This window comes from Pseudomonas vlassakiae (genome assembly GCF_014269035.2).
Taxonomy (GTDB): domain Bacteria; phylum Pseudomonadota; class Gammaproteobacteria; order Pseudomonadales; family Pseudomonadaceae; genus Aquipseudomonas; species Aquipseudomonas vlassakiae.
Genome location: NZ_JABWRP020000007.1, coordinates 138,378 through 163,469, shown reverse-complemented (window position 1 = coordinate 163,469; position 25,092 = coordinate 138,378). Strand labels below are relative to the sequence as shown.

General features: G+C 63.0%; 24 protein-coding genes. 18 read left to right on the top strand and 6 right to left on the bottom strand.

The features are described 5' to 3' along the window. Positions 1–528 precede the first annotated feature (528 nt). The 12 genes from HU738_RS11640 (at position 529) to HU738_RS11585 (ending at position 13,675) form a co-directional block, all read left to right on the top strand. On the top strand, positions 529–783 hold the full coding sequence (locus HU738_RS11640; protein WP_225923434.1) for a hypothetical protein: 255 nt from the start codon (positions 529–531) through the stop codon (positions 781–783). A gap of 77 nt (positions 784–860) precedes the next feature. Continuing rightward, the gene (locus HU738_RS11635) at positions 861–1,184 is read left to right on the top strand and encodes a class I SAM-dependent methyltransferase (RefSeq protein ID WP_186602397.1); all 324 of its coding nucleotides are present in this window, start codon (positions 861–863) and stop codon (positions 1,182–1,184) included. A gap of 157 nt (positions 1,185–1,341) precedes the next feature. Then, positions 1,342–2,856, top strand: coding sequence for an ArnT family glycosyltransferase (locus tag HU738_RS11630; RefSeq protein WP_186602396.1), 1,515 nt, complete (start codon positions 1,342–1,344; stop codon positions 2,854–2,856). 405 nt (positions 2,857–3,261) lie between these two features. Next, positions 3,262–4,410 (top strand): UDP-4-amino-4-deoxy-L-arabinose aminotransferase, encoded by a 1,149-nt coding sequence (gene arnB, locus HU738_RS11625; protein WP_176506228.1) that lies wholly within the window; start codon positions 3,262–3,264, stop codon positions 4,408–4,410. Then, positions 4,407–5,429, top strand: coding sequence for an undecaprenyl-phosphate 4-deoxy-4-formamido-L-arabinose transferase (gene arnC, locus HU738_RS11620; protein WP_186602395.1), 1,023 nt, complete (start codon positions 4,407–4,409; stop codon positions 5,427–5,429). The genes arnB and arnC overlap by 4 nt, the downstream gene beginning before the upstream one ends. Beyond that, entirely contained in the window at positions 5,426–7,432 is a 2,007-nt protein-coding gene (gene arnA / locus HU738_RS11615) for a bifunctional UDP-4-amino-4-deoxy-L-arabinose formyltransferase/UDP-glucuronic acid oxidase ArnA (RefSeq protein ID WP_186602394.1), read from the top strand. The genes arnC and arnA overlap by 4 nt, the downstream gene beginning before the upstream one ends. Continuing rightward, positions 7,432–8,316 (top strand): 4-deoxy-4-formamido-L-arabinose-phosphoundecaprenol deformylase, encoded by an 885-nt coding sequence (gene arnD / locus HU738_RS11610; RefSeq protein WP_186602393.1) that lies wholly within the window; start codon positions 7,432–7,434, stop codon positions 8,314–8,316. The genes arnA and arnD overlap by 1 nt, the downstream gene beginning before the upstream one ends. After that, positions 8,313–9,962: a lipid IV(A) 4-amino-4-deoxy-L-arabinosyltransferase gene (gene arnT / locus HU738_RS11605; RefSeq protein WP_186602392.1), complete on the top strand. Its 1,650-nt coding sequence runs from the start codon at positions 8,313–8,315 to the stop codon at positions 9,960–9,962. Before arnD ends, arnT begins: the two co-directional genes overlap by 4 nt. Then, complete coding sequence (arnE, locus tag HU738_RS11600) at positions 9,959–10,303, top strand: 4-amino-4-deoxy-L-arabinose-phosphoundecaprenol flippase subunit ArnE (protein WP_186602391.1); 345 nt, start codon at positions 9,959–9,961, stop codon at positions 10,301–10,303. Before arnT ends, arnE begins: the two co-directional genes overlap by 4 nt. After that, positions 10,300–10,713: a 4-amino-4-deoxy-L-arabinose-phosphoundecaprenol flippase subunit ArnF gene (gene arnF / locus HU738_RS11595; protein WP_186602389.1), complete on the top strand. Its 414-nt coding sequence runs from the start codon at positions 10,300–10,302 to the stop codon at positions 10,711–10,713. Before arnE ends, arnF begins: the two co-directional genes overlap by 4 nt. Beyond that, the gene (locus HU738_RS11590) at positions 10,710–12,083 is read left to right on the top strand and encodes a UDP-glucose dehydrogenase family protein (protein ID WP_186602387.1); all 1,374 of its coding nucleotides are present in this window, start codon (positions 10,710–10,712) and stop codon (positions 12,081–12,083) included. Before arnF ends, HU738_RS11590 begins: the two co-directional genes overlap by 4 nt. After that, on the top strand, positions 12,080–13,675 hold the full coding sequence (locus tag HU738_RS11585; protein WP_367616162.1) for an ArnT family glycosyltransferase: 1,596 nt from the start codon (positions 12,080–12,082) through the stop codon (positions 13,673–13,675). The genes HU738_RS11590 and HU738_RS11585 overlap by 4 nt, the downstream gene beginning before the upstream one ends. 3 nt (positions 13,676–13,678) lie before the next feature. Here HU738_RS11585 and HU738_RS11580 read toward each other — a convergent pair whose 3' ends face one another. After that, the gene (locus HU738_RS11580) at positions 13,679–13,993 is read right to left on the bottom strand and encodes a hypothetical protein (protein ID WP_186602386.1); all 315 of its coding nucleotides are present in this window, start codon (positions 13,991–13,993) and stop codon (positions 13,679–13,681) included. Positions 13,994–14,133: 140 nt separating this feature from the next. Here HU738_RS11580 and HU738_RS11575 point away from each other — a divergent pair, with 140 nt between their 5' ends. From HU738_RS11575 to HU738_RS11565, 3 genes are all read left to right on the top strand, one after another. After that, positions 14,134–14,829: an ABC transporter ATP-binding protein gene (locus tag HU738_RS11575; protein WP_189660572.1), complete on the top strand. Its 696-nt coding sequence runs from the start codon at positions 14,134–14,136 to the stop codon at positions 14,827–14,829. Then, positions 14,826–15,620, top strand: a complete 795-nt coding sequence (locus HU738_RS11570; protein WP_186602385.1) for an ABC transporter permease — start codon at positions 14,826–14,828, stop codon at positions 15,618–15,620. The genes HU738_RS11575 and HU738_RS11570 overlap by 4 nt, the downstream gene beginning before the upstream one ends. A gap of 133 nt (positions 15,621–15,753) precedes the next feature. After that, positions 15,754–16,053, top strand: coding sequence for a hypothetical protein (locus HU738_RS11565; protein WP_054884491.1), 300 nt, complete (start codon positions 15,754–15,756; stop codon positions 16,051–16,053). Here HU738_RS11565 and HU738_RS11560 read toward each other — a convergent pair. Further along, on the bottom strand, positions 16,040–17,701 hold the full coding sequence (locus HU738_RS11560) for an ATP-binding response regulator (protein WP_186602384.1): 1,662 nt from the start codon (positions 17,699–17,701) through the stop codon (positions 16,040–16,042). The two genes, HU738_RS11565 and HU738_RS11560, sit on opposite strands and share 14 nt — an antisense overlap. A gap of 125 nt (positions 17,702–17,826) precedes the next feature. Here HU738_RS11560 and HU738_RS11555 point away from each other — a divergent pair, with 125 nt between their 5' ends. Next, a complete protein-coding gene (locus tag HU738_RS11555) occupies positions 17,827–18,441 on the top strand; it encodes a LuxR C-terminal-related transcriptional regulator (RefSeq protein ID WP_176506239.1) in 615 nt (204 codons plus the stop codon). 325 nt (positions 18,442–18,766) lie between these two features. Here the strand turns inward: HU738_RS11555 and HU738_RS11550 are convergent, their stop codons facing one another. Both HU738_RS11550 and HU738_RS11545 read right to left on the bottom strand, forming a co-directional pair. Next, positions 18,767–19,036, bottom strand: coding sequence for a DUF6555 family protein (locus tag HU738_RS11550; RefSeq protein ID WP_176506241.1), 270 nt, complete (start codon positions 19,034–19,036; stop codon positions 18,767–18,769). A gap of 146 nt (positions 19,037–19,182) precedes the next feature. Next, positions 19,183–19,395, bottom strand: a complete 213-nt coding sequence (locus tag HU738_RS11545; protein WP_176506242.1) for a con-10 family general stress protein — start codon at positions 19,393–19,395, stop codon at positions 19,183–19,185. 323 nt (positions 19,396–19,718) lie between these two features. On the opposite strand from HU738_RS11545, the gene HU738_RS11540 reads away from it, so the two are divergent. Both HU738_RS11540 and HU738_RS11535 read left to right on the top strand, forming a co-directional pair. Beyond that, positions 19,719–23,483, top strand: a complete 3,765-nt coding sequence (locus HU738_RS11540; RefSeq protein WP_186602383.1) for a CheR family methyltransferase — start codon at positions 19,719–19,721, stop codon at positions 23,481–23,483. Between the two features lie 82 nt (positions 23,484–23,565). Next, a complete protein-coding gene (locus tag HU738_RS11535; protein ID WP_186602382.1) occupies positions 23,566–23,964 on the top strand; it encodes an NUDIX hydrolase in 399 nt (132 codons plus the stop codon). 12 nt (positions 23,965–23,976) lie between these two features. Here HU738_RS11535 and HU738_RS11530 read toward each other — a convergent pair whose 3' ends face one another. Beyond that, positions 23,977–24,528, bottom strand: a complete 552-nt coding sequence (locus HU738_RS11530) for an ATP-dependent Clp protease proteolytic subunit (protein ID WP_186602381.1) — start codon at positions 24,526–24,528, stop codon at positions 23,977–23,979. A gap of 22 nt (positions 24,529–24,550) precedes the next feature. Then, positions 24,551–24,925 (bottom strand): low affinity iron permease family protein, encoded by a 375-nt coding sequence (locus HU738_RS11525; protein ID WP_176506246.1) that lies wholly within the window; start codon positions 24,923–24,925, stop codon positions 24,551–24,553. Positions 24,926–25,092 lie beyond the last annotated feature (167 nt).

Here is a 25,092-nt window from a genome sequence, read left to right as displayed (position 1 = left end):
CCCCCAGTCGCTCGAACAGGACATGCCCGCTTGTCAGTAAACCCAGCAGCACATACCCAATAGAATCGGCCTGTCCCGTCAGTTGCTCGGCGACACGTCCCCGTTAGCACCGCAATATCCTCGCGTATGCTCACTCTATTGCTCCCTGGCCGCGTTGGTATGCGCTAAATCTAGCAGCGCTTATTGGCTTCGCCAGTTCATCATTTCTGAGAGTAGTATTCGACCGCTTGCAGCTGCGGATCTTCAGTCCCGACGGGCTCGCCAGCCAAGACATGCAAGTAGATCAGTGAATAGAGCAAATGCGGGTGGTCAAGCCCGAAATTATCTCTGGTACTCCCATTGCACTGACCCGGCTGGGACTTAGCTTGATGTTCAGCCAGCATTCGGTAAGAGATGGCCTACTCTGACAATCGTATGGGAACGCACAGTGTCGCCCGGACCTGAATACCTGAATGCTGCGCTTGAAAAAAATCGGGTGGTCATTGCCAGACGCTTGAATATCAGAAGGAGGCTTTAATGAAACCCATAATGCTGAAGATCAAACATGAATTCCTAAAGGTGCTGCCCCCGACCCTGTTCTTCTTCGTGATCCTGCACATCGTGGCGCTGATTCGCACACTCATGATCAAAGGTTCGGGGGTCGAACTGCCTGTTTCGGCATCGGTGCTGATCGCCTCTATGGTGCTAGGCAAGTCGGTCCTCGTTGCCGATATGCTACCCTTCATCAATCGCTTCCCAGATAAGCCTCTGCTCTGGAATGTCGCTTGGAAAACCGGCATGTAAGCCTTGGTGGCGCTGTTTGTTCACTACCTGGAGCGACTGTACGATTACTGGAAAGATCTTCATGGATTCATGCAGACATGCGTAGGCTGTCGCTCGATCTCCAGTTCGACGGGATCCTCGCCTGGAACAGCTTTTTCCATCTCAGGCCCGATGATCAGCGCAGAATGTTCCCTGTGTTCCAGCGTCATGCGGCACCCGGTGCCATTCTGATGTTCACCAGCGGTACCTCGCTGGGTGAAGCTTTGGGTAATTTCCAGGGCGAAACCTTGTATCACGCGAGCCTGGATCCTGAGGAATACACCGCACAACTGGGTGAACACGGCTTCGTGGTATTGGACCATATCGTCGAAGACCCTGAGTGTGGCGGCCAGACGGTATGGATCGCCCGCCGCTTCTGTTAATAGTTATGCACTTCTTTTATAACTACACTAAATAACCATTTAGTGTAGTTATATGGTTGTGCACCACAAACACCAACTTTTTCACCAATCCTTCACTCCTCCCGCACTTTTCTCCGCCTAGGATTCGCCGACAGTTTGCCCACCCGCAGAGTCAGTCATGAATTTCAGAACTTCCGAGCAACGCGCCTTGCTGTTACTGCTGGCCGTCACCGCCTTGTTATTGACGCTGGGCTTGGGCAGTCGCGAGTTATGGGGAGCAGAAACCCGCTGGGCCAACATTTCCCTGCAGATGTTACAAAGCGGAGACTATTTTGACCCCTACCTGAAAGGCGGCGCCTATTACGACAAACCCCTGCTGTCCTACTGGCTGATCACAGCCAGCGCCTGGCTGACCGGTGGCCTGGGGCCTTGGTCGCTGCGCCTGTCCTCGGTGGTCGCGGCATGGTTGAGTGTCTGGCTGACCTACCTGCTGGGCGAGCGCCTGTTCCGCAAGGGCACCGGCCTGGTCGCCGGCTGGATGCTGGCCACGACCTTCTACTTCGTGTTCTGGGCACGGGTGGCCACTGCCGACATCCTCACCGTGTGCGGCGTACTGGCAGCGGTCTGGTGGTATTGCCGCGGGCCGGACGATACCCGCTTCTGGCGCTACGTCGGGTTCTTCGGGCTACTGGCGCTGACGTCGTTGTTCAAGGGCTTGATCGGCTTCATCCTGCCTGGCCTGGTGTTGCTGCCGCACCTGCTGGGCGAAGGCCGCTGGCGCCGCCACCTGAACCTGCGCCTGCTGGCTGCGCTGCTGCTGGCAGGCATGCTGTACATGTTGCCGTTTCTGCTCTCGCACCTGTACGGCGCGCCTGATTACGGCGAAAGCGGCCTGGGGTTGGTGCTGCGCGAGAATGTGGTGCGGTTCTTCCAGCCATTCGACAACCTCGGGCCAATCTACACCTACCTGGTGTACCTGCCGATCTATACCCTACCCTGGGCACCCTGCTGGATCATCGCCGTGTGGGTTGCCCTGCGCCACTGGCGGCGGATCGAGCCCAATAGCCGCTGGCTGGTACAAGGGCTTGGCCTGCTGATGCTGTTCTTCACCGCCAGCGGCAGCCGGCGCAGCTACTATGTGCTGCCGCTGGTGCCGTTCGCGCAGCTGCTCGGTGCCTGGTGGATTACCCGGCGCATGGCCGTGCGCGAAGACACCGGGCGTCGTCTGCAGGCCGGTTTCGCGGTGACTGCCGTGTTGCTGCTGGCAGTGCTGGGTATCCTCGTGCCGTGGAGCAATGGTGGCGGCGGCGTGATCCGCTTCGGTGAGGCGGTACGCGAACAGGCGAGCCGTCAGGCCCCCTTGGCGCAATGGCAGCTGGTCATGGTCGAGGTGGACAACAAGGTGCCAATGTACCTCCAAACGGGTGGTGCCCCCTTCTACTATGTGGCGCAGACCGAGCATTACCCCCGCAGTGGCAACACCGCGACGTTGATGGCCTGGCTGGAGCGCACCAGCGGCAAGCACTGGGACCCGCAGCGCACGATCATCGTCGCGCATTACCGCCATGGCGAGACGCCCCCCCTTGGCTACCTGGAATACGACCACCAAGTGGTCACCACCCAGCCCAGCCGTGGCGAGCAGTGGCTACACACCCGTGATGATCAAAGCGTGGCTTATATTCCCAAGGCCTAGGCACGCCCCTTGCAGCGCTGCCAAGCGTCAACTAACAGCTTCTAAACCGGCAACTAAACGCTCAGTTTTACAGCCATTCGAATGGATGTTTATGCGTATTAAATTTCTTGTTAGCTTCACACTTGGCCGGCAACCTGAACCGCAGCTGTCTGCCGGTGCAATGTAATGATAACGCGACCCTTTTTTTATACTTCTTTCACAAAATCGAGCATACCCTTGGCTGGATAAGCCCTTGACCATCACTACGCCATGGATGACTGAGCCCCGCAGAAAACTTTGACTTAGCGCAACACAGCAACTTTTAGCTTGTGCACGGGATGCAAAAAAATTCTTTGCGTCTACGCTGGCAATTGAACCAATGAAATCAATGGGTTCTGTCACTTTTCCTGTATCACCGAGGTGCTCATGAGTGAGGCGTTTCTCCCCTTCTCACGTCCGAGTATGGGCGAAGAAGAAATAGCGGCTGTTGAAAAAGTCCTGCGTTCGGGCTGGATCACGACCGGGCCACAGAACCAGGCACTGGAAGAGCAGTTCGCGCAGTACGTCGGTTGCCGCCATGCGGTAGCTTTGTCATCGGCCACTGGCGGTATGCATATTGCCTTGCTGGCACTGGGCATCGGCCCGGGGGATGAAGTCATCACCCCATCGCAGACCTGGGTGTCCACGGCCAACATGATCTCGCTGCTCGGCGCCACACCGGTGTTTGTCGATGTTGATCGGGACACCCTGATGACCGACGCGGCACGCATCGAAGCCGCCATCACCCCGCGGACCAAGGCCATCATTCCGGTGCACTACGCCGGCGCAGCCTTTGACCTCGACCCGTTGTACGCACTGGCCGACAAGCATGGCATCGCCGTCATCGAAGATGCCGCCCATGCCGCCGGTACCCGCTACAAGGGCCGACACGTCGGGGCTCGAGGCACGGCGATTTTCTCGTTCCATGCGATCAAGAACATGACCTGCGCCGAAGGTGCGATGTTCGTCAGCGACGACGAAGCCCTGGCCAGCCGCGTGCGCATGCTCAAATTCCATGGCCTGGGTGTCGATGCCTATGACCGCATGACCCACGGTCGCAAGCCTCAGGCCCAGGTCATCGAGCCTGGCTTCAAGTACAACCTCGCCGACATCAACGCCGCCATCGCCCTGGTTCAACTGCAACGCCTGGATGCGATCAACGCCCGTCGCACCGAACTGGCCGCGCGCTACCAGCAGCGCCTGTCTGGCCTGCCGGTGCAGCCCCTGGCCGTGCCGGACTACCCACAGCAGCACGCCTGGCACCTGTACATCCTGCGCATCGACAGCGAACGTTGCGGCCTGGACCGCGAAGCCTTCATGAAAGGCCTGCAGGAACGCGGCATCGGCACCGGCATCCACTTCATCGCCACCCACCTGCACACCTGGTACCGCCAGCGTGATCCGCAGCTGTCGCTGCCGAACACCGAATGGAACTCAGCGCGGCTGTGCTCCATTCCGTTGTTCCCCGACATGACCAACCAGGACCTCGACCGCGTCGTCACCGCCATAGAACAGCTTGTGGGAAATCGCTCGTGAGACCTTACCCGATCCATTGCGTGTCCATCGTCATCCCGGTCTATAACGAGCAGGAAAGCCTGCCCGAGCTGCTGCGTCGTACTGGCGCAGCCTGCGAGCAACTGCGTCACCCCTATGAAATCGTGCTGGTCGACGACGGCAGCCGCGACGACTCCGCGCACATCCTGGAGGCCGCCGCCCAAGCCGAGAACAGCCCGTTCGTGGCAGTCATCCTCAACCGCAACTACGGCCAACACGCGGCGATCATGGCCGGTTTCGAGCAGTGCAAGGGCGACGTGGTCATTACCCTCGACGCCGACCTGCAGAACCCGCCGGAAGAAATCCCGCGACTGGTTGCCGAAGCCGAACGTGGCTTCGACGTGGTCGGCACGGTACGCAGCAACCGCCAGGACTCGGCCCTGCGCCGCTGGCCGTCGAAGATGATCAACTACGCAGTCAAGCGCTCCACCGGTGTCGCCATGAGCGACTACGGCTGCATGCTGCGTGCCTACCGACGCACGGTGATCGACGCGATGCTCGCCTGCCGCGAGCGCAGCACGTTCATCCCGATTCTGGCCAACAGCTTCGCCCGCCACACCACCGAGATCCTGGTGACCCACGCCGAGCGAGAGCACGGCGATTCGAAATACAGCCCGATGCGCCTGATCAGCCTGATGTTCGACCTGATCACCTGCATGACCACCACGCCATTGCGCCTGCTGAGCATCGTCGGTTTCAGCATGGCCGCACTCGGCGTGCTGTTCGCCTTCGGGCTGGTCGTGCTGCGCCTGGCGTTTGGCCCGGGCTGGGCCGGTAACGGGCTGTTCGTGCTGTTTGCCGTGCTGTTCGTGTTCACCGGTGGCCAGTTCATCGGCATGGGCTTGCTCGGCGAGTACCTGGGCCGGATGTACAGCGATGTGCGCGCCCGCCCGCGGTTCTTCATCGAAAGAGTGCTGCGCAGCGGTCCGCCTCCTGTGCCGGCACAAAGCGTCACCGTTGATGGTTTCACTTCCTCTACTTCTGGTCAGGTTCACTCATGAGTGCAAAAACAGTTGTCTTCGCGTACCACGACATCGGCTGCGCCGGCATTGAAGCCCTGCTCGACAGCGGCTATGACATCGCAGCGGTGTTCACTCATGCCGACGATCCCAAGGAAAACACCTTTTACGCCTCGGTGGCCCAGTTGTGTGCCCGCAAGGGCATCCCGGTGCATGCGCCGGAGGACGTCAACCATCCGCTGTGGGTCGAGCGCATCAGCCAGCTCGACCCCGACTACCTGTTCTCGTTCTACTACCGCAACCTGCTGAGCGAACCGCTGCTGGCCACCGGCCGCAAAGGCGCGTTCAACCTGCACGGCTCGCTGCTGCCGCGTTACCGCGGCCGCGCACCGGCCAACTGGGTGCTGGTCAACGGCGAAACCGAAACCGGGGTGACCCTGCATCGCATGGTCAAGCGCGCCGATGCCGGCGCCATCGTCGCCCAGCTGCGCGTGGCCATCGAACGTAGCGATACTGCGCTGAGCCTGCATGGCAAGCTGCGCGCTGCCGCCGCCGACTTGCTGCGTGACACCCTGCCGGACCTGCGCCAAGGCAAGATCAGTGAAACCTCGCAGGATGAAGCCAAGGCCACGGTGTTCGGCCGCCGCACCGCAGCCGACGGCCGCCTGGACTGGCAACAGCCTGCCGAAACCCTGTTCAACCTGGTGCGTGCGGTGACCCAGCCCTACCCTGGCGCCTTCTGCCAGGTCGGTGAGCACAAGCTGATCGTCTGGAGCGCCGATGTGGTCAAGGGCAACGACGGCCTGGCCCCAGGACGGGTGATCAGCACCGACCCACTGCGCATCGCCTGTGGCGAGGACTCGCTGCTGATCAGCGCCGGCCAGCGCAACGACAACGGCCTGTACCTCAGCGGCCCGCAACTGGCCAACGAACTGGGCCTGGTCGAAGGCTCGCTGCTGCGCGGCGCCGATGCCCGCCGCGCCACTCGCCGTACCCGGGTATTGATCCTCGGTGTCAACGGTTTCATCGGTAACCACCTGTCCGAGCGCCTGCTCAGCGACGAGCGCTATGAGGTCTACGGCCTGGACATCGGTTCCGACGCCATCGAGCGCCTGCGCAGCCACCCGCGCTTCCACTTCGTCGAAGGCGACATCAGCATTCACTCCGAGTGGATCGAGTACCACATCAAGAAGTGCGACGTGGTGCTGCCATTGGTAGCCATCGCCACGCCGATCGAATACACCCGCAACCCGTTGCGCGTGTTCGAGCTGGACTTCGAAGAAAACCTGCGGCTGGTGCGCTACTGCGTCAAATACAACAAGCGGGTGATCTTCCCGTCGACCTCGGAAGTCTACGGCATGTGCCAGGACCCCAACTTCGACGAAGACACCTCCAACCTGGTGGTCGGGCCGATCAACAAGCAGCGCTGGATCTACTCGGTGTCCAAGCAGCTGCTCGACCGGGTCATCTGGGCTTATGGCCAGAAAGGCCTGAACTTCACCCTGTTCCGCCCATTCAACTGGATGGGCCCACGCCTGGACCGCCTGGACTCGGCGCGCATCGGCAGCTCCCGGGCCATCACCCAGCTGATCCTGAACCTGGTGGAAGGCACGCCGATCCGCCTGTTCGACGGTGGCGCGCAGAAGCGTTGCTTCACCGACATCGCCGACGGCGTCGAGGCCCTGGCACGGATCATCGACAACGACAACGATGCCTGCAACGGCCAGATCATCAACATCGGTAACCCCGACAACGAAGCCAGCATCCGCCAGCTTGGCGAAGAACTGCTGCGCCAGTTCGAAGCTCACCCGCTGCGCAGCCACTTCCCGCCGTTCGCCGGCTTCCGCGACGTCGAGAGCAAGGCGTTCTATGGCGGCGGCTACCAGGACGTATCCCACCGCAAGCCAAGCATTGCCAACGCCAAACGCCTGCTGAACTGGGAGCCGACCGTGGAGATGCGCGAAACCATCGGCAACACCCTGGACTTCTTCCTGCGTGAAGCGATGCGCGAGATCGAGGCCCGTCCGGCAGAAGAAGCACGCTGATGCAGGCAGGGTTGCGCATCGATGTCGATACCTACCGCGGCACCCGCGAAGGTGTGCCGCGCCTGTTGGAGTTGCTCGACGAGGCGCAGGTCAAGGCGACGTTCTTCTTCAGTGTCGGGCCGGACAACATGGGGCGCCACTTGTGGCGCCTGATCCGCCCGCAGTTCCTGTGGAAGATGCTGCGCTCCAATGCCGCCGGGCTGTACGGCTGGGACATCCTCCTGGCCGGCACCGCCTGGCCCGGCAAACCGATTGGCCGCGACCTCGGGCACCTCATGCGTCAGGCCCGCGCCGCCGGCCACGAGGTCGGCCTGCATGCCTGGGATCACCACGGCTGGCAAGCCAATGCCGGGCGCTGGAGCATGGCGCAACTGACCGAGCAGATCCGTCGGGGCGTCGACACCCTCAGTGACATCCTCGGTGCCCCGGTCGACTGCTCGGCAGTCGCCGGTTGGCGTGCCGACGAACGGGTGGTCGAGGCCAAGCAGGCCTTCGGCTTCCGCTACAACAGCGATTGCCGGGGTAGCAACCTGTTCCGCCCCCGGCTGGCTGACGGTTCGCCAGGGACGCCGCAGATTCCGGTGGACATGCCGACCTTCGACGAGGTCGTCGGCCCTCAGGTGGCTGCCGCGCAGTTCAACGCATTCATCCTGGGGCAATTCCGCCCTCAGGCACTCAACGTCTACACCATCCATGCAGAGGTAGAAGGGATTCTGATGGCCCAGGGCTTCCGTCAATTGCTGGCCGATGCACGCCAGCGCGAGATTGTGTTCAAACCGTTGGGCGAGTTGCTCCCCGCCTCGCTCGACACCCTGCCCGTTGCCCGTGTGCAGCGCGGCACCCTGCAAGGCCGTGAGGGCTGGCTGGGAGTGCAAGGCTCATGAGCAGACGCTGGACGCTACCGCTGCTGCTCGGCCTGTTCGTGCTGGCCTTCCTGCTGCCACTGGGCGGGCATGGCTTGTGGATCCCCGACGAAACCCGCTACGCCCAGGTCAGCCAGGAGATGCTGCTGACCGGCAACTGGGTCTCGCCGCATTTCATGGGGCTGCGCTACTTCGAAAAACCCGCTGCCGGCTACTGGATGATCGCCCTCAGCCAGGGGTTGTTCGGGCAGAACCTGTTCGGCGTACGCTTTGCCTCGGCGCTGAGCGTCGGCCTGAGCCTGATCCTCTGCTACCTGGTGGCACGCCGGCTGTGGAACGACCCGCGCAAGAGCCTGGTCTGCACCTTGGTCTACATGAGCTTCTGCGTCATGGTGGGCCAGGCCGTCTATGCCAACCTCGACCCGCAGTTCACCTTGTGGGTCAACCTCAGCCTGGTGGCCCTTTGGTTCGCCATCGACAGCCACAGCAAGGGCCAGCGCCTTGCAGCCTGGGCGGTACTGGGGCTGGCCTGCGCCATGGGCTTCATGACCAAGGGCTTTCTCGCCTGGCTGCTGCCGGTACTGGTCGCGCTGCCGTGGATGCTCTGGCAGAAGCGCTGGCGTGAACTGCTGGTGTACGGGCCAGTGGCCGTGGTGGTGGCGATCGTCGTCAGCCTGCCTTGGGTGCTGGCAGTGCATGTGCAGGAACCGGACTACTGGCGGTTCTTCTTCTGGCATGAGCACATTCGCCGGTTTGCCGGTGACGATGCCCAGCACAGCGCGCCCTTCTGGTACTACCTGCCGCTGCTGGTGGCTTACAGCCTGCCCTGGATCGCCCTGCTGCCGCTGGCGCTGAAACAGGCCTGGCAGCGCCGTGCCCAGGCCAAGGTCGTGTTCCTGCTGCTGTGGCTGCTGATGCCGTTGCTGTTCTTCAGCCTGAGCAAGGGCAAGTTGCCAACCTACATTTTCCCCTGCCTGCTGCCATTGGCCCTGCTGATCGGCCATGCAGTGGAAGAGCGCCTGCGCCTGCATCAAGGCCGCGCGCTGCGCGTCAACGGCTGGCTCAATGTGGTCATGGGCGCGCTTGCCCTGATCGCACTGGCCTGGCTGCAATTGAAGAAGCCCGTGTACGACCACGAACCCTCCGGCCTGCTGCTGATGTGCGTGGCACTGACGGGCTGGACGCTCGCCAGCCTGGCACAGGCCCTGTCGCCGATGCGTCGTTGGGCCGCCCCGGTGCTGGCCAGCCTGTTGCTGATGGCCCTGCTGCCGGCGGCACTGCCCAAGTCGGTGGAAGGCAACAAGATGCCCGACCAGTTCATCCTGCAGCACCTCGACGAACTGGCAGGTGCCACGCACCTGATGAGCAACGACCTCGGCGCGGCGTCGGCACTGGCCTGGCGCCTCAAACAACCGAACGTGGCGTTCTACAACACCGTTGGCGAGCTGAAGTACGGCCTGGCGACCCCGGAAGGCCAAGGTCGTCGGCTGAACGACAAGAACGTCCGCCAATGGGTCGATGATGCCCGCCGCAGTGGCACGGTCGCCGTGGTGATGCGGGTAAAGGGTGAGGATGAGCAACGTGAACTGGCCTTGCTGCCCGAAGATGGCACCCGTTATCACCAAGGCAAGATGGTGATCCTCATTCTCCCTCGGGTATCGCCATGAGCTGGCTGCTGTTGGTCGCGGCCTGCCTGCTGACTTGCCTGGGCCAGGTGGCGCAGAAGTTCGCCGTGGAAGGCTGGCGCGGGCAAGCGGGGCCGTGGACCGACAAGTTGCGTTCGCCCTGGCTGTGGCTGGCCCTCCTCGCGCTCGGCAGTGGTTTGCTGGTGTGGCTGCTGCTACTGCAGCGCATGGAGGTGGGCGTCGCTTATCCGATGCTCAGCCTGAACTTCGTGGTGATCACCCTGATCGCCCGCTTCGGCTTCCGTGAACCGGTCGATCGCCGTCACTGGCTGGGGGTGGCCCTGGTCATCGCCGGTGTCGCCCTGCTGGGGCAGCAAGCATGAACCAGCGCCTGGGTATCAGCTTTGCCCTGGGCAGCGTGCTGCTGGTCAGCACTGCCCAACTGGCCATGCGCTGGAGCATGACCCGCTTGCCGCAGCCCGGCCAGTGGCTGACGGCGCTGAGCGGCCAGGGCGTGGATGCCATCGCCGCGGCCGTGGTGCTGGCTGCGATCGCCGCCTATGGCCTGTCGATGCTCTGCTGGCTGCTGGCCCTGCGTGACCTGCCGTTGGGCCGCGCCTACTCGCTGCTGAGTCTCAGCTACGCCCTGGTTTACCTGTTGGCGGCCAGCCTGCCGCTGTTCGACGAATCCTTCAGTTTGAGCAAATCACTGGGCGTGGCACTGGTCATGCTCGGCGTCATTACGATCAACACGCGTCCGGCCCGTTCGCCCGCATTAAGGAGTGCTCCATGAAAATTACAGTGTTTGGTAGCGGGTACGTCGGCCTGGTGCAAGCCGCGGTACTGGCCGAGGTCGGCCATGATGTGGTGTGCATGGATGTCGACGAGAAGAAGGTCGAGCTGCTGTGCCAAGGCCATGTCAGCATCTTCGAACCGGGCCTTTCCAGCCTGGTGCGCGAAGGCCTGGATGGCGGCCGCCTGCAGTTCACCACCGATGAAAAGCTTGCCGTCGAACATGGCCGGGTCGCCTTCATCGCCGTTGGCACCCCTTCTTGCCCGGATGGTTCGGCAGACCTCAGGTATGTGCTGTCGGTCGGCGATGCGGTCGCTCGCCATCGCCAACAACCGCTGATCCTGGTCGAGAAATCGACGGTGCCGGTCGGCACCGGTGACACCCTGCGGGCCCACATCAATACCGCGCTCGCGGGCCGTGAACTGCGCGTCGATATCGTCTCCAACCCGGAATTCCTCAAGGAAGGTTCGGCGGTTGCCGATTGCCGCCGGCCGGACCGTATCGTCATCGGGTGCGAGGGGGAAGACGTGCGCGATGTCATGCGCGACCTCTACGCCCCGTTCAACCGCAACCATGACCGCATCATGTTCATGGACTTGCGCAGCGCCGAGCTGACCAAGTACGCCGCCAACTGCATGCTCGCCACCAAGATCAGCTTCATCAACCAGATCGCCGAGCTGGCGGAGCACCTGGGCGCCGATATCGAATCGGTGCGCCAGGGCATCGGGGCCGATACCCGCATCGGCTACCACTTCATCTACCCAGGCTGCGGCTATGGCGGCTCATGCTTCCCCAAGGACATGCGTGCGCTGATCCACAGCGCCGAACAGGTGCATTGCTCCAGCGACCTGCTGCAGGCGGTCGAGGCGATCAACGAACGCCAGAAGCACAAACTGTTCGAACGCATCAATGCGTTCTACAACGGCAACCTGGCCGGCAAGACCTTTGCCGTGTGGGGCCTGGCGTTCAAACCGAACACCGACGACATGCGCGATGCCCCCAGCCGCGTGCTGCTTGAGTCGCTGTTTGCTGCCGGCGCCAGCGTGCGTGCTTTTGACCCCGAAGCCATGCAGGAAACCCAGCACCTGTATCCGGATGAAGACAAACTGATGTTGATGGGTACCCCGGAATCGGTGCTGTCCGGCGCCGATGCATTGATCATCTGTACCGAGTGGCAGCAGTTCAAGGCCCCGGATTTCGACCTGATCCAGCAACGCCTGAAAGCGCCGGTGATTTTCGACGGGCGCAACCTTTATGATGCCGAGCGCCTGTCGCGTAAAGGGTTCAAGTACTTCCCGATCGGCCGTGGCGACTCGTGCCAGTTGCCGGTCTCCCCGCAACTGCCCCGCCAGGGTTCGAAAGCGGCGTGAAGGCACTGTCCGTCACCGTTCGCCGGCAGTCCCTGGTTGCAGGGCTGCTGGCACTGCTGCTGTTCTGCGCCGGGGTGTACGGGCAAGCGCCGATCGGTTTCGACTCGCGCTTCGTGCTGTTCGCCCAGGAGATGCTGCGCCATGGGCCAACGGTGTTCCCGACCACCTACGGGCAGCCCTATGCCGACTACACGTCGCTCTCGACACTGTTCATCTGGCTGGCGTCACTGCCGTTCGGGGCGGTCAACGGCCTCAGCGCCTGGTTACCCAGTGCCATCGCTGGCGCGGTGATCGTGACCCTGATGTACCGGCTGCTGGCGCCGTTCTCGCTGCGCTGGGCGTGGAGCAGCATTGCCCTGCTGCTGCTGACGGCCACCTTTGTCAGCGAAGTCCGCGCGGTGTCGCAGGACCTCATGCTGGCGGCCGTCGCCTTCAGCGTGTTCTACCTGGGTTACGCCCACGACCAGCGGGCTGCCGGGCGGCGCTGGCCGCTGGTGTTCGCCTTGTTGCTGTTGGGCTTCGGCATTCGCGGGCCGATCGGCCTGGTGGTGCCGACCGGCATGCTGTGCAGCTATTACCTGCTGAGCGGCCAATGGCGGCGGATGTGGCGGTTTGGTGTGCTGGCCAGCCTGCTGCTGGTCGCCAGTGTCGGCCTGCTGCTGTGGCTGGCCAAGGCCAGCGGTGGCCAGGCGTTTCTGGATGACGTGATTCGCATGCAGTTCATGGGGCGCATGGACGGCAGCGAAGGTGCCAGCAGCGCGCTGTACTACTTCACCAGCGCGCTGGGCAACTATGCGCTGGCCTACCCTCTGGCGTTGCTGGCCCTGGTTGCCGCCTGGCTGGGCCGTGCGCAGCTGCAGGGGCCGGCGTTGCGCCTGGTCGGCCATTGCGCGGCTGCCGCACTGCTGGTCATGGTCGGGCTGTCGATTCCCCTGGCCAAGAAGGCCCGTTACCTGCTGCCGATGCTGCCCATGGTGGCGATCATTGCCGCCTACCCGTTCCAGGTCGCACAGGGGCGGCTGTTCGCCTGGCTGCGCGGTGTGATTCAGGGGCTATGGCTGCTGATGCCGGGGCTGATGATGATTGCCTTGCTGATGGCTCAGCGCCGTTTTCCCGAGGAAACCGGCTCCATCACGGTACTGATGGTGGTGCTGGCAGCGTTGCAGTTGTGGGCGCTGTCGCGCCTGGTGCAGTCACGCTGGCGTGCCGAGGTGACTGCCGGCTGTGCGGTGATGGCGTTGTGGCTGGTGTATGTCGCGGTGTTCGAGCCGGTGGAGCGCCGCCTGTATGACACCCGCAGCTTTACCCAGGCCGTGGTCACCCAGCTCGCGCAGCAACCTGCACCGCTGGTGTTGCACCGCCTGGGCCAGGATGCCAAGGCCATCAAGTTCATGGTCAACCTTGACTACGACCTGCGGCCGCAGTTCACCGAGACTCCCGCGCAACTGCAGGCCGTGCAGGGTCCGGCGTGGCTGATGATGGATCGGCACGACTTCCAGGCCCTGCAAGGCACACCGCTGCAGGCCCTGCGGCCGCAACTGAGCGGGCGCTTCGACAACAACGACTATGTGCTGGTGTATCTCGGGCGCTGAAGATCAGGATCTGCGAGCGCGCAAGCGCTCGTGGTAGCGGCCGCCCAATGCGCCGCCCCAGGGCATGATCAGGCCGATCACCAGCAGCACGATCAACAACGTGAACCCCTCGAACGGGCTGAAGAATTCCAGCACCGCGCAGCCCAGGGTCAGCAACAGCCCGACCACCGTCAAGGCATCCGGTTTGAGTACCGGGCAGTCGCTGCTGGCCACCGAAGGATGCAGAAAGCCTACCAGCCACAGGTAAAGCCAGCTCACGACAGAGGCAATGAACAACGCCAGAAACAATAAGTGATGACCAAACATCGATGTATGCATGATGGGCAGCCCTGCTCAATATGCGTGTTGCGTTAGCGCTGATTTAAGCCATTCAGAGTGAAAGTTCTGTCAAAAAAACATGACCTTGCGACGGGACTGCTTAAAATATCTTTTTCTATCGGCGTCAAGGAACTTCACCATTGAAAGGCCCGCAGAACTCCCACGCCGAAGCCGTGTTGCTCGAGGCCAGGCAGCTAGGCCGTGTCGATTTGCAGACCCAGGCCGCGCTGCTGGCGCCAACCGATTTTTCACTGCTCGCTGGCGAGCGCACAGCGCTCATCGGCGCGTCAGGTTCGGGCAAAAGTGTCTTGTTGCGTGCCCTGGCGCTGCTGGATGCGCCGAGCTCAGGTGAAGTGCTGTGGCTGGGCGAACCGGTGACAGCGACACTGATACCCCAGTTTCGCTCACGCGCCTGTTACCTGCCCCAACGTGCCGCGCTGGTGGAAGGCAGTGTCATGGGAAACCTGCGGCTGCCCTTCACGCTCAAGCACAACCGTCACAACCGCTTCGACGCCGCCACGGCGGCGCGCCTGCTGGAACTCGCTGGCAAGCCGCGCAGCTTTCTCGACAAGGCTGGCAGCGACCTGTCCGGTGGCGAGGCGCAGTTGGTCGCGCTGGTGCGGGCCCTGCTGCTGGCGCCACAGGTGCTGTTGCTCGACGAACCGACCTCGGCGCTCGACCCACAGTCGGTGGCCGCCGTTGAAACGCTGGTCATGAACTGGCTCGACGAGTCACCTGATGCCCGGGCCTTCCTGTGGATCACCCACGATCATGCTCAAGCCCGACGCGTCAGTACGCGCACCTTGACGATGGACCAGGGCACCCTGTTGAAATGAACTACCACAACCTTGCCTACACCGACGTAGCGCTTGCCGCCGCGCTGATCCTGGTCAACGGCCTGCTGTCGCTGCTGCTGAAGCTGCAGCTGGAGCGCCAGTTGCTCATTGCGTCGCTGCGCACCATCACCCAGCTGTTGGCCATCGGCTACATCCTTGGCTGGGTGTTCCAGCATGCCCAGTGGTACATCGTGCTGCCGCTGATGCTCAGCATGACGCTGATTGCCGGGTTTTCGGCAGCGGGCAGAGGCCAGCTTCGCCATCGAGGGCAGTTGGCCGACAGCGTGTTGTCGGTCGGTCTGAGCGCCTGGCTGGTCACGGCCATCGGCCTGTTCGTGGTGCTGCGCGTGCGCCCTTGGTACGAGCCGCAATACGCCATTCCCATTCTTGGCATGATCCTCGGCAACACCCTGACCGCCGTAGCCCTGGGCATCGACCGCATGACCCGTGAGCTAAGCGCCCAGCGGCCTGTGGTGGACATGATTCTGTCGCTGGGCGGTACACGCTGGGAGGCGGCGCGCGCAGCGGCAAGCCAGGCACTGAAGGCAGGCATGATGCCGACCCTGAACCAGATGTCGGTGGTGGGCATTGTCAGCCTGCCGGGCATGATGACCGGGCAGATCCTGGCCGGGCAGCAGCCTGGGGATGCAGTGCGTTACCAGATCGTCATCATGTTCCTGATTGCCGCCGCGTCGGCACTGGGCACGGTGTGCGCCGTGCTGATGACCTTCAACCGGCTATTTTCGCCTGCGCACCAGTTCATGGCGCACAGGCTGGCAAGGCGAAACTGAGCGTCCGGTGGCGCCAGTGCCGGTGCCAAATTAAGGCACATGGCCACCTCGTACATCCGCCCTAATGCCCTGCCCGCTTCCCGGCGCTATAGTCCGGCCATTCGCCACACCCACGCCAAGGAAGCCCACCCTCATGAAACCCGCCAAGCTCCTGCTGAGCGCCGCCGTCCTGTTCACCGTCGCCGGTTGCCAGACCATCAAACCCTCCGAGCAGACCCTCAAGGAACGCGCCGAGTTCGCTCTCAATACCCCGGTCAGCAAGGTCGCCAACGTCCGTAGCGACAGCACCATCACCTACTACACCGCCACCACCGCCAAAGGCGAGTACAACTGCCAGATGCCCAGCGGCGCCATCGTCGCCGTGGGCAGCATGGGCCTGTATGAGCCGACCCCGTCCTGCCTGAAGGAAGGCCAGGCAATCATCCTGCAATGATGCCGCCTCTGCCCTCGGCGCCGCCCTCTGTTCCCGGCGCCGCCGGCAGCTCGCGCAGTTCCCGCAGGGCTGCACGCAACTCCGCCGGGCGCACCGGCTTGGACAACAGCGCGATATTGCGCCCCTGGACGATTGCCTGGATCTTCTCCAGGTCATGCCCGGTCATGATCAACGCCGGCACCTCCCAGCCCCGCTGAGCGCGCAAACGCTCGATGCAATCGACGCCGGTGGCCTCCTGGCCCAGGTCGTAGTCGGCAACGATCACGTCACATTCGCTGACCAGCCCCAAGGGGGAACCATGCGCTTCAACTTCGCAGCCCCAGCGCTGCAGCAGCGCCGAGGTGGCGCGCAGGACGTTGTGATCGTCTTCCACCAGGCACACCTTCAGGCCGCCGAACATGGCACCTTGCAACACCTGCTGTTCACTGCTCCGGGCAACCGGTTGCGCCGCCAGGCGCGGCAAGCCTTGCAGGCTCACCGCCGTACCGCGCCCCAGTTGCGACCTCAGCTGAACCTGCATGCCCATCAGATGCCCCAGGCGCTTGACGATCGAGAGGCCCAGACCAACACCTTCGACATCCTTGTCACGCACCTGGCGTACCCGATAGAACTCTTCAAAGACCAAACCCAGGTGCACCTCATCGATCCCGCGCCCCTGGTCATAGACCACGATGGCCAGCGCCTGGCCCTGACGCCGCACGCCGATCAGCAGCGGCCGCTGGGCTGCGTACTTGAAGCTGTTGGACAGTACGTTCTGCACCATGGTCGCGAGCATGCCGCGGTCGGCGCGGGTCCAGTAGGCGCATGGGCGCAAGCGCATCTCGACGCCAGCCCAGCGCGCCGCCTCGGCGTTCTGCCGCAGCAGTTCGGCGAGAAACTCGTGCAACGCGAAGGCCTCGTATTTCGGTTGCACCCTGCCGTTGTCCAACGTGTACAGGTCGAGGATCGAGCGGAACAGCTGCGATACGTTGAGCAGCGAGCGGTCGATGCTGTCCACCAGGCGCCGTTCCTGCTCGGCCAGCGGCGCCTCGCGCAGGCAGGCGGTGAACAGGCCGATGGAGTGGATCGGCTGGCGCAGGTCATGGCTGGCCTGGGCCAGGAAACGCGATTTTTCCCGGGTGGCCGCCATTGCCAGTTCCGAGGCCTTGCGCGTGCGCTCAAGCAGCATGTGGGCGTAGAGCGGGATGACCGTACTGGTGGTGAGCAGCATCAGCACCATGAACGGGTTGGCCTGCCAGTACGGGTTGAGCTGGTACACCGCGACCAGCGCGGTCAGCGCCAGTACCGTGGCGATGGCCAGGTAGCGGGTACCGAAGCGCATGCCGTTGCCGAGGTTCACCCAGACCATCACCGCGTACAGCGGCAGCGCCGCTTCGCCGCCCAGCACCAGGCCGAAACAGGTACCGGTGTAGTCATGCACGATGCCCAGCACCCGACGCCATGGGTAGTGCCCAGGCCAGCGGGCGATGGCCTGGCGCAGGCCGATCGACAGCAGGATGAAACTGATGATGTAGTAGATCACCGGCAGGTAGCTGGCGATCGATTCACCCGGCAGGAAACCCAGCACGGTGATGTAGACCAGCGCGCAACTGGCGACGATGACACGCAGGTTGGCCTGGTCGAGCTCGTTGTTCTTGTTGTAGTCCATGGTAAACGTCCTTGTGCACGGGGCCGCCTGGGCGCCTTCTTGGCGCAGCGCTTGCGGGCGTTTGCGGCAACAGGCTGCTAAGTTAGCATGGTGGCGACAACGCCGTTCACAGGGAGTGCCAGATCGTGACGTGCCGCATCATCGTGGCGGACGACCATCCGCTGTTCAGGGAAGCCATGGTCCGTACCGTGCAGCGGGTACTGCCGCACGCACAACTGGAAGAGGCCGGCGACCTGCAGCAGGTGCTGGCGCTTGCCCGCCAGGGCGAGGTGCCGGACACACTGATTCTCGACCTGCGCTTCCCTGGGCTCGATTGCATCGAACGCCTGACCGAACTGCGTCAGCTGTTACGCCGTACCACCCTGATCATCGTGTCGATGGTCGACGAGCCGGCGCTGATCGAACACGTCATGGCCAGCGGCGTGGATGGCTTCATTGGTAAAAGCGTCGCCCCTGATGAACTGGGCGCGGCGATCCTGGCGATCCGGGATGGCGAGGTGCTGGTCAAGTACAGCCCTTCAGGCCTGTTGCCGAACCTGGGCAGCGCCAACGAGCTGGAACAACTCACTCACCGTCAGCACGAGGTGCTGCGCCTGATCGCCCAAGGCAAGACCAACAAGGAAATTGCCCGCGCCCTGGACATCTCGCCGTTCACCGTCCGTATACACGTGTCATCGTTGCTCAAGGCGCTGAATGTCACCTCGCGCACGGCCGCGGCCGTCAAGTACAGCGGTACCTGATACCGTCGGTCGGTGCCGATGGCAATGCAAGTGATCATGCGGGGGCGCCCGGCACTCTCAATCCATGAGCGCTGGTCAATCATCACCGCTCATCACTCCTGTGCTTGGCCCACCCTCGGGTGGGCCTTTTTCGCAAGCGAGGGCGCCATCATGACCCGGATACTGCAAATGGGCGGAGGTAGCGCCCAGGACGATTGGCCCGAACTGGACCCAGAAGAACGCAACGACCGGGCAGCTGACCCGGACGCCGATCCCAACCTGACAGAGGATGAGCAGAACCGGCCCGGAGTGCCTGCAAGCGACCCCGAATCCGGTGCATGAAGGGTCAGCTGGTCACACTTGAGTCGCTGACCGTCTGGCTGGGCTTGCTGCCTGACGGCCGCCAGGTCACTGCGGTGATGCCGTAACGCTCGGCCATTGGCCGGCTCACTTTCTTGATCCTCTCTCGGCCAAACTTCGGGATGATGCCGATCCCTGCATCACAACTGGCCCAGTGCCAAGCCTCGGCGTTATCGATTTTCTCGAGCCGGATAATGAAGCTGCGCGGCTGGCCGTGCAGCAGGTAATCGATAATGTACAGCTGGGGACTAGGCATCACGCGGCCCTCCTCTTCTCCATGGATGACTATTCATTGAGTGATGCCGTCCGCGAAAGATTCAAAAAGATTGTCGAACAATTCAAAGGGATGCATCAGGGTCCTTGCCAGGAACCCTGATGCCGGCGGGCCTCAGCGAGCCCTCGTCATTGCTGCTGGCGGCCACCTCCGTGGCTGTTCTGCCCGCCCTTGCGGCCGGCTTCCGATGCCCGCTGCCGGTCGTTGGCGAAGTTACCGCCCGACGCCTGGCCACCTTTGTGACCAGCCCGGGAGGCGCGTTCGCGGTCATTGGCGAAGTTGCCTGGGTTGGTCTCCTTTGTGCCGCCACGTTGTCCGGTCCGTTGTTGATCAACAGCCATGTCCTTTCTCCTTGCGATGCGGATGGGTTGGGCGCATGAAACGGTGCCCTGCTCTGGTTCCGAACAGGCGATGACAGGCTCTGCTCAATCGGATTGCAGGTGGCCGACCGGCGGCACCAAAGGCCCCCGTGGCAAATGCATGCGCAATTGGTTTTGGACGGCAATTTTTCTCGTGCTCAAGGGTCACAGCTTCAGGGTCACAACTGCAAACGGCCTCACACTGCCAAGCCTCGCAGCAGAGCCGACGAGCGGCCTATAATGCTCGCTCATCTGCCCGGCGATGCTTCAATGGGCCGTCCTCAAGGTCTGCACAAGGCATCTTCATGACTGAGCAACCCGCGTCGCCGCAAAACCCCGCGCTAAGCCCAAGCCACCTGGATTTCCCGGTGGTCGGTATCGGTGCGTCGGCTGGAGGGCTGGAGGCCATCCGCACCTTCTTCCAGCAGATGCCCGGCGATTGCGGTGCCGCCTTCGTGGTGGTGTTGCACCTGTCGCCCGACCACCAGAGCGTGGCCGACAGGATCATCCAGGAAGCCACGCCGATGCCGGTGCGCCAAGTCACCGAGCCGGTGCCGATCGAACGCAACCATGTCTACGTGATTTCGCCGGCCAACCGTCTTTCCACCAATGACGGCTACCTGCGCGTCACCCCGGCCAACCGCCGACGCGGCGACCATGTGGCGATCGACCTGTTCTTCCGTGATCTGGCCGACGTGCACAAGGACCACGCCTTCTGCGTGGTGTTGTCGGGCACCGGTGCCGACGGCGCGGTGGGTCTGTCGCGGATCAAGGAACAAGGCGGCGTGACCCTGGCGCAGACCCCGGACGACGCCCAGTACGACAGCATGCCGCGCGCCGCCATCGAGACCGGTATGGTCGACCTGGTGCTGCCGGCTGCCGAGATGCCGCAGAAGCTGACGGAACTGTGGCGTACGGCGCGGCAGGTGAAATTGCCGGAGATCGAAGACGATACCCTGCCGCCGCCGTTGGGCACTCGGGCCGGCGATGCCCAGGACGCCGAGCCATTGCTCGAAGAAATCCTGCTGCAACTGCGCGCCGCCACCGGCCATGATTTCCAGCATTACAAGCGCGCCACCGTGCTACGGCGGATCGAGCGCCGCCTGCATGTCACCGGGCAGACCGACCTGGGCAGCTACCTGAACTATCTGGAGCAACACGGCAGCGAAGCGACTGCCTTGCTGGGCGACATGCTCATCGGTGTGACCAATTTCTTCCGCGACCGCGAGGCCTTTGAATCGCTGGAGCGTCACGTGCTGCCGCAATTGGCCAGCGAAGGCGAGGACAACCGCGAGATCCGCATCTGGTCAGCGGGCTGCTCCACCGGCGAAGAGGCTTACAGCCTGGCCATGCTGGTGTGTGAGCAACTGGCCCTGGAACAACGCGCACGCAAGCTCCAGGTGTTCGCCAGCGATCTCGACGAACGCGCCATCAGTATCGCCCGCGCGGGTTCCTATCCCGAGGCGATCGTGACCGACGTGCCGCCCACCCGGCTACGCCAGTTCTTCGTCAAGGAAGACCAGCATTACCGGGTGCGCAAGGAGGTGCGGGAGAAGGTGCTGTTCGCCCGCCACAACCTGCTGTCCGACCCGCCGTTCTCGCAGATCGACCTGATCGTCTGCCGCAACCTGCTGATCTACCTCGACCGCGAAGTCCAGCACGACATCCTGCAGATGTTCCACTATGCCCTGCGCAGCGGCGGCTACCTGTTCCTCGGCACCTCCGAATCGGCCGATGTGGCCGGTGAACTGTTCGCCCCGGTAGACAAGCGCAACCGCATCTTCCGCGCCCGTGACGTCAGCCCGGCCGGCCGCCGCTCAGGCCGGCAGCTGCCCGGGGCGAACATGACCAGCATCGCCCAGGACCTTCAGGCCAAGGCCAAGCCCGGACGCAAGCCGTCCTATGCCGAGATGCACCAGCGTGCCCTGGCCCGGCGCATGCCGCCAAGCCTGATCATCGATGGCGACGGCAATATCCTGCACATGAGCGACGGCGTCGGGCGCTACCTGCAGCTGGCAGGGGGCGAGCCGAGCCGTAACCTGCTCAACCTGGTGCTGCCGAGCCTGCGCCTGGCCTTGCGCAGTACCCTGTTCCAGGCCCGCCAGGGCACCGAGGCCGTCACCTCGCGGCCGGTCGACCTTGGCGAAGGTGAAGACAAGCAGCAAGCCGAGATCACCGTGCAGCCCTTCAAGGACGAACTCAGCACCGGCGAGTGCCTGCTGGTGGTGTTCGAAGAGCGTGCGCCCGACCCGTCCTTGCCGCTGCCCGGGGTCATCCGCCAGACCGACAGCATGGTGCTGAACAACCTGGAGCGCGAACTGCAGCGTACCCGCCAGCAACTGCAGGAAACCATCGAACAGTCGGAGGTTTCCAGCGAAGCGCTGACCGCTTCCAACGAAGAAATGCAGGCCATCAACGAGGAACTGCGTTCGGCCAGCGAGGAGCTGGAAACCAGCAAGGAAGAGCTGCAATCGATCAACGAGGAGTTGCTCACCGTCAACTACGAGCTCAAGAACAAGGTCGAGGAAACCGACAAGGTCAACGACTACCTGAGCAACCTGATCGCCTCGACCGACATCGCCACGGTGTTCGTCGACCGCAACCTGTGCATTCGCTGGTTCACCCCACGCGCCACCGACTTGTTCAGCATGCTGCCGGTGGACACCGGCCGCTCGCTGCTGGACATCACCCACCGCCTCGATTACCCGGCACTGGCCGATGACGCCCGCGCCGTGGCCAAGGGTGAAACCATCATCGAGCGCGAGATCGGCGCGCAGGACAACCACTGGTACCTGGCGCGCTTGCTGCCGTATCGCTCCAGCGAGCAGGAGATCGACGGCACCGTGCTCACCTTCATCGACATCAGCAAGAGCCACGCCGCCGAAGAGCGCGTGCGCCTGGGTGAAGAGCGCCTGAGCAAGCAACTGGCCGAATCGCAGACCTCCAGCCACATGAAGGACGAGTTTTTCGCGGTGATGTCCCATGAACTCAAACACCCGCTCAACCTGATCCAGCTCAATGCCGAAATCCTTCGCCGGCTGCCGACGATCAAGAGCATCGGCGCCGCCAGCAAGGCCGTGGGCACCATCTGCGAAGCGGTGTCCAGCCAGGCCCGGATCATCGATGACCTGCTCGATGTGGCGCGCATTCGCACCGGCAAACTCAAGCTCAAGACCGAACCCGTGGACCTGGGCGCCATTGTCCGGGGCATCCATGCGGTCGTACTGAGCGAACAGCACCCTTGCCCGGTACGCTTGGAAATGCCAGCCGACGACCCGCCGCTGATGATCGAGGGCGACGTGACGCGCCTGGAGCAGATCATCTGGAACCTGCTGAACAACGCGCTCAAGTTCAGCCCGGCGGGCAATGACATTCGCCTGGTGCTGAGCCGCGACGAAACGCAGGCGCGCCTGCAGGTGATCGACCAGGGCGTGGGCTTGAGCCACGATAACCTGGAGCATATCTTCGACCTGTTCAGCCAGGCAGCCCCGCAGGTGGCCAGCCATGGCCGTGAAGGCCTCGGCATCGGCCTCTCACTCGTACGCCAGCTGACCGAGGCCCATGGCGGCAGTGTCGAAGCCAGCTCGGCGGGGCTCGGCAAGGGCTGCACCTTTACCGTGCGCCTGCCGTTGTGCGACCCCGGTGTGCAACTGCGTTCAGACGCCGCAGAGCCTGTCAGCGAGGGACGGCTGCAGGGCACGACGATCTTGCTGGTCGACGACTCACCCGAAGTGCTGGAGGTGATGCAGACGTTGCTGGAGATGGAAAGCGCCCAGGTAGCGGCGTACAGCGATCCGTTGAAGGCGCTGGAGGACGCAGCCAGTGGCGACTATGACGTCATCATCTCGGACATCGGTATGCCAGGCATGGACGGTCACGCATTGATCAAGGCGCTGCGCGGCCTCGCCCACCTGCGTCAGACGCCAGCGATCGCCCTCACCGGCTACGGTGCCAGTGCCGATCAGTACAAATCGCGCCAGTCCGGCTTCGATCGTCACCTGAACAAGCCAGTGGGCTATGACGAGCTGGTCGAGACCATCGAGGCGCTCAGCGGCTCGGTGCCCTGCTGAACCGTTAGCCAGTTAAACAGAACGTTCATTGCGCGCCTGCGGACAAACCCATATGAACCAGGGATTTGCCGCAGGAGGCTGCATGAAGCCAGTCAAGCACCGCGCCACCATCATTTGCCGGCATGGCAAGCAATCGCAGAAATGGCTGTGGGTGAGAAAACCCAAGGCACCGTGGACCTTGCCCGGCGGCAAGATCGAGCCGGGAGAGACGCCGGTGCAGGCGGCCGAGCGGGAATTACGGGAAGAGACTGGCTTGCAGGCCGATACCTTGACCTTGCTCATGCGCTTTGAAACCGGTGAGCGCATGCACTATGTGTTCGAGGCCGACTTCACCCACGCGCCGAAGCCGACCGCCGATCACGAGATCGCCGACTGTTGCTTTCAGCACCTGGACCAGATGTCGGCCATCAACGCCGAGATCAAGACAGTGATCCGCTCTCTGCTGGCGTGCGACCGCACGGTCGCCGCGTCGCTACGCTGAGCATGCCCGGCTTCAGGCGTGCACACTCCACTGGCAGGCCTCGCTCGCAATCGGCATTTCGTCGATGGCGTGGATCATGCCACTCTCCAGCGCCTCCCTGGGCCCCAGGATACGCGGGTAGGCCATGAGGTAGCGCGGCACATCCAGCACTTCGCTGCTGCCCTCCGTACGCTCGGCAACGATCTGCGCATACAGGCGCAGGTCGTAATCCAGGCTCATGGCGTACTCGGCCATGCGTGAGTGATCCACCGAGCCATGCAGCGTCCAGTGAAACGGGTGGAACAGGAACTTGCTGTAGCTGCACGCTGTGCGGTGGTCGCCCGCCAGAAACAGGATATTGCCCATGGACTCGACGGTGCCGAGGTTGTGGGTGTGCACGCTGATCGGCAGGGCGCGCAGGAAATTGTACAGGGTAAAGCCGTAGCTGCACTCGCCGCCCATGGTGGCAATGTTCAGCTGCAGCACGTCGGCACCCTGCTGCATCGCCCGCGAACAGGTATTGATCAGGTTGCCGCAAGTGGATGAATTGATCGGACCGGTAAAGTGAATGATATGTCTGGCCATGCTTGCCTCCGCTTCTGGCAGGTCATTCCTTGGGGCTCTGCCCTTCGTCGTCGCGCTCCGCCATCTGTTGGTAGTGTTTGCGCAAGGCATGCAGTTCGGCCGGGTCCATGTGTTCCAGGTCGAGCAATGCCATGTGCGCCTTCTGGGTGGTGCGCAGCAATTCGTCGATCTTGATATGGAGTTCGTCATTGTCGCGGTTCTGGGTGTTCTGGATCAGGAACACCATCAGGAAGGTGATGATGGTGGTCGAGGTATTGATCACCAGTTGCCAGGTGTCGTTGAAGTGGAACAGCGGCCCGGTGATGCCCCACACCAGAATCATCAGAAAAGCGATGGCAAACGTCAGCGGTCGGCCGGTCCAGTTGGCCAGCCCCTGACAGAAACGGTCGAATTTCATACCGACGGACTCCCGTGCTGCAGATCTGCTATGCGGTGGAATCGCTCAGGCCGGCAAAGTTCAACTCCGGGCGCCCGGCTTGCCTTCGATCATCTGCGCTGAACCCTTGCCGCGCTGCCCCGGTCGCACATTCAAGTGACGTGCAATGGAGCAGGCTATGAGGAGAA

Bases quoted from the DNA above. Each gene is read 5' to 3' on its own strand.
- HU738_RS11640 (WP_225923434.1), top strand. From the start codon at position 529: ATGCTGAAGATCAAACATGAATTCCTAAAGGTGCTGCCCCCGACCCTG.
- HU738_RS11635 (WP_186602397.1), top strand. From the start codon at position 861: ATGCGTAGGCTGTCGCTCGATCTCCAGTTCGACGGGATCCTCGCCTGG.
- HU738_RS11630 (WP_186602396.1), top strand. From the start codon at position 1,342: ATGAATTTCAGAACTTCCGAGCAACGCGCCTTGCTGTTACTGCTGGCC.
- arnB (WP_176506228.1), top strand. From the start codon at position 3,262: ATGAGTGAGGCGTTTCTCCCCTTCTCACGTCCGAGTATGGGCGAAGAA.
- arnA (WP_186602394.1), top strand. From the start codon at position 5,426: ATGAGTGCAAAAACAGTTGTCTTCGCGTACCACGACATCGGCTGCGCC.
- arnD (WP_186602393.1), top strand. From the start codon at position 7,432: ATGCAGGCAGGGTTGCGCATCGATGTCGATACCTACCGCGGCACCCGC.
- arnT (WP_186602392.1), top strand. From the start codon at position 8,313: ATGAGCAGACGCTGGACGCTACCGCTGCTGCTCGGCCTGTTCGTGCTG.
- arnE (WP_186602391.1), top strand. From the start codon at position 9,959: ATGAGCTGGCTGCTGTTGGTCGCGGCCTGCCTGCTGACTTGCCTGGGC.
- arnF (WP_186602389.1), top strand. From the start codon at position 10,300: ATGAACCAGCGCCTGGGTATCAGCTTTGCCCTGGGCAGCGTGCTGCTG.
- HU738_RS11590 (WP_186602387.1), top strand. From the start codon at position 10,710: ATGAAAATTACAGTGTTTGGTAGCGGGTACGTCGGCCTGGTGCAAGCC.
- HU738_RS11580 (WP_186602386.1), bottom strand. From the start codon at position 13,993: ATGCATACATCGATGTTTGGTCATCACTTATTGTTTCTGGCGTTGTTC.
- HU738_RS11570 (WP_186602385.1), top strand. From the start codon at position 14,826: ATGAACTACCACAACCTTGCCTACACCGACGTAGCGCTTGCCGCCGCG.
- HU738_RS11565 (WP_054884491.1), top strand. From the start codon at position 15,754: ATGAAACCCGCCAAGCTCCTGCTGAGCGCCGCCGTCCTGTTCACCGTC.
- HU738_RS11560 (WP_186602384.1), bottom strand. From the start codon at position 17,701: ATGGACTACAACAAGAACAACGAGCTCGACCAGGCCAACCTGCGTGTC.
- HU738_RS11550 (WP_176506241.1), bottom strand. From the start codon at position 19,036: ATGCCTAGTCCCCAGCTGTACATTATCGATTACCTGCTGCACGGCCAG.
- HU738_RS11545 (WP_176506242.1), bottom strand. From the start codon at position 19,395: ATGGCTGTTGATCAACAACGGACCGGACAACGTGGCGGCACAAAGGAG.
- HU738_RS11540 (WP_186602383.1), top strand. From the start codon at position 19,719: ATGACTGAGCAACCCGCGTCGCCGCAAAACCCCGCGCTAAGCCCAAGC.
- HU738_RS11535 (WP_186602382.1), top strand. From the start codon at position 23,566: ATGAAGCCAGTCAAGCACCGCGCCACCATCATTTGCCGGCATGGCAAG.
- HU738_RS11530 (WP_186602381.1), bottom strand. From the start codon at position 24,528: ATGGCCAGACATATCATTCACTTTACCGGTCCGATCAATTCATCCACT.
- HU738_RS11525 (WP_176506246.1), bottom strand. From the start codon at position 24,925: ATGAAATTCGACCGTTTCTGTCAGGGGCTGGCCAACTGGACCGGCCGA.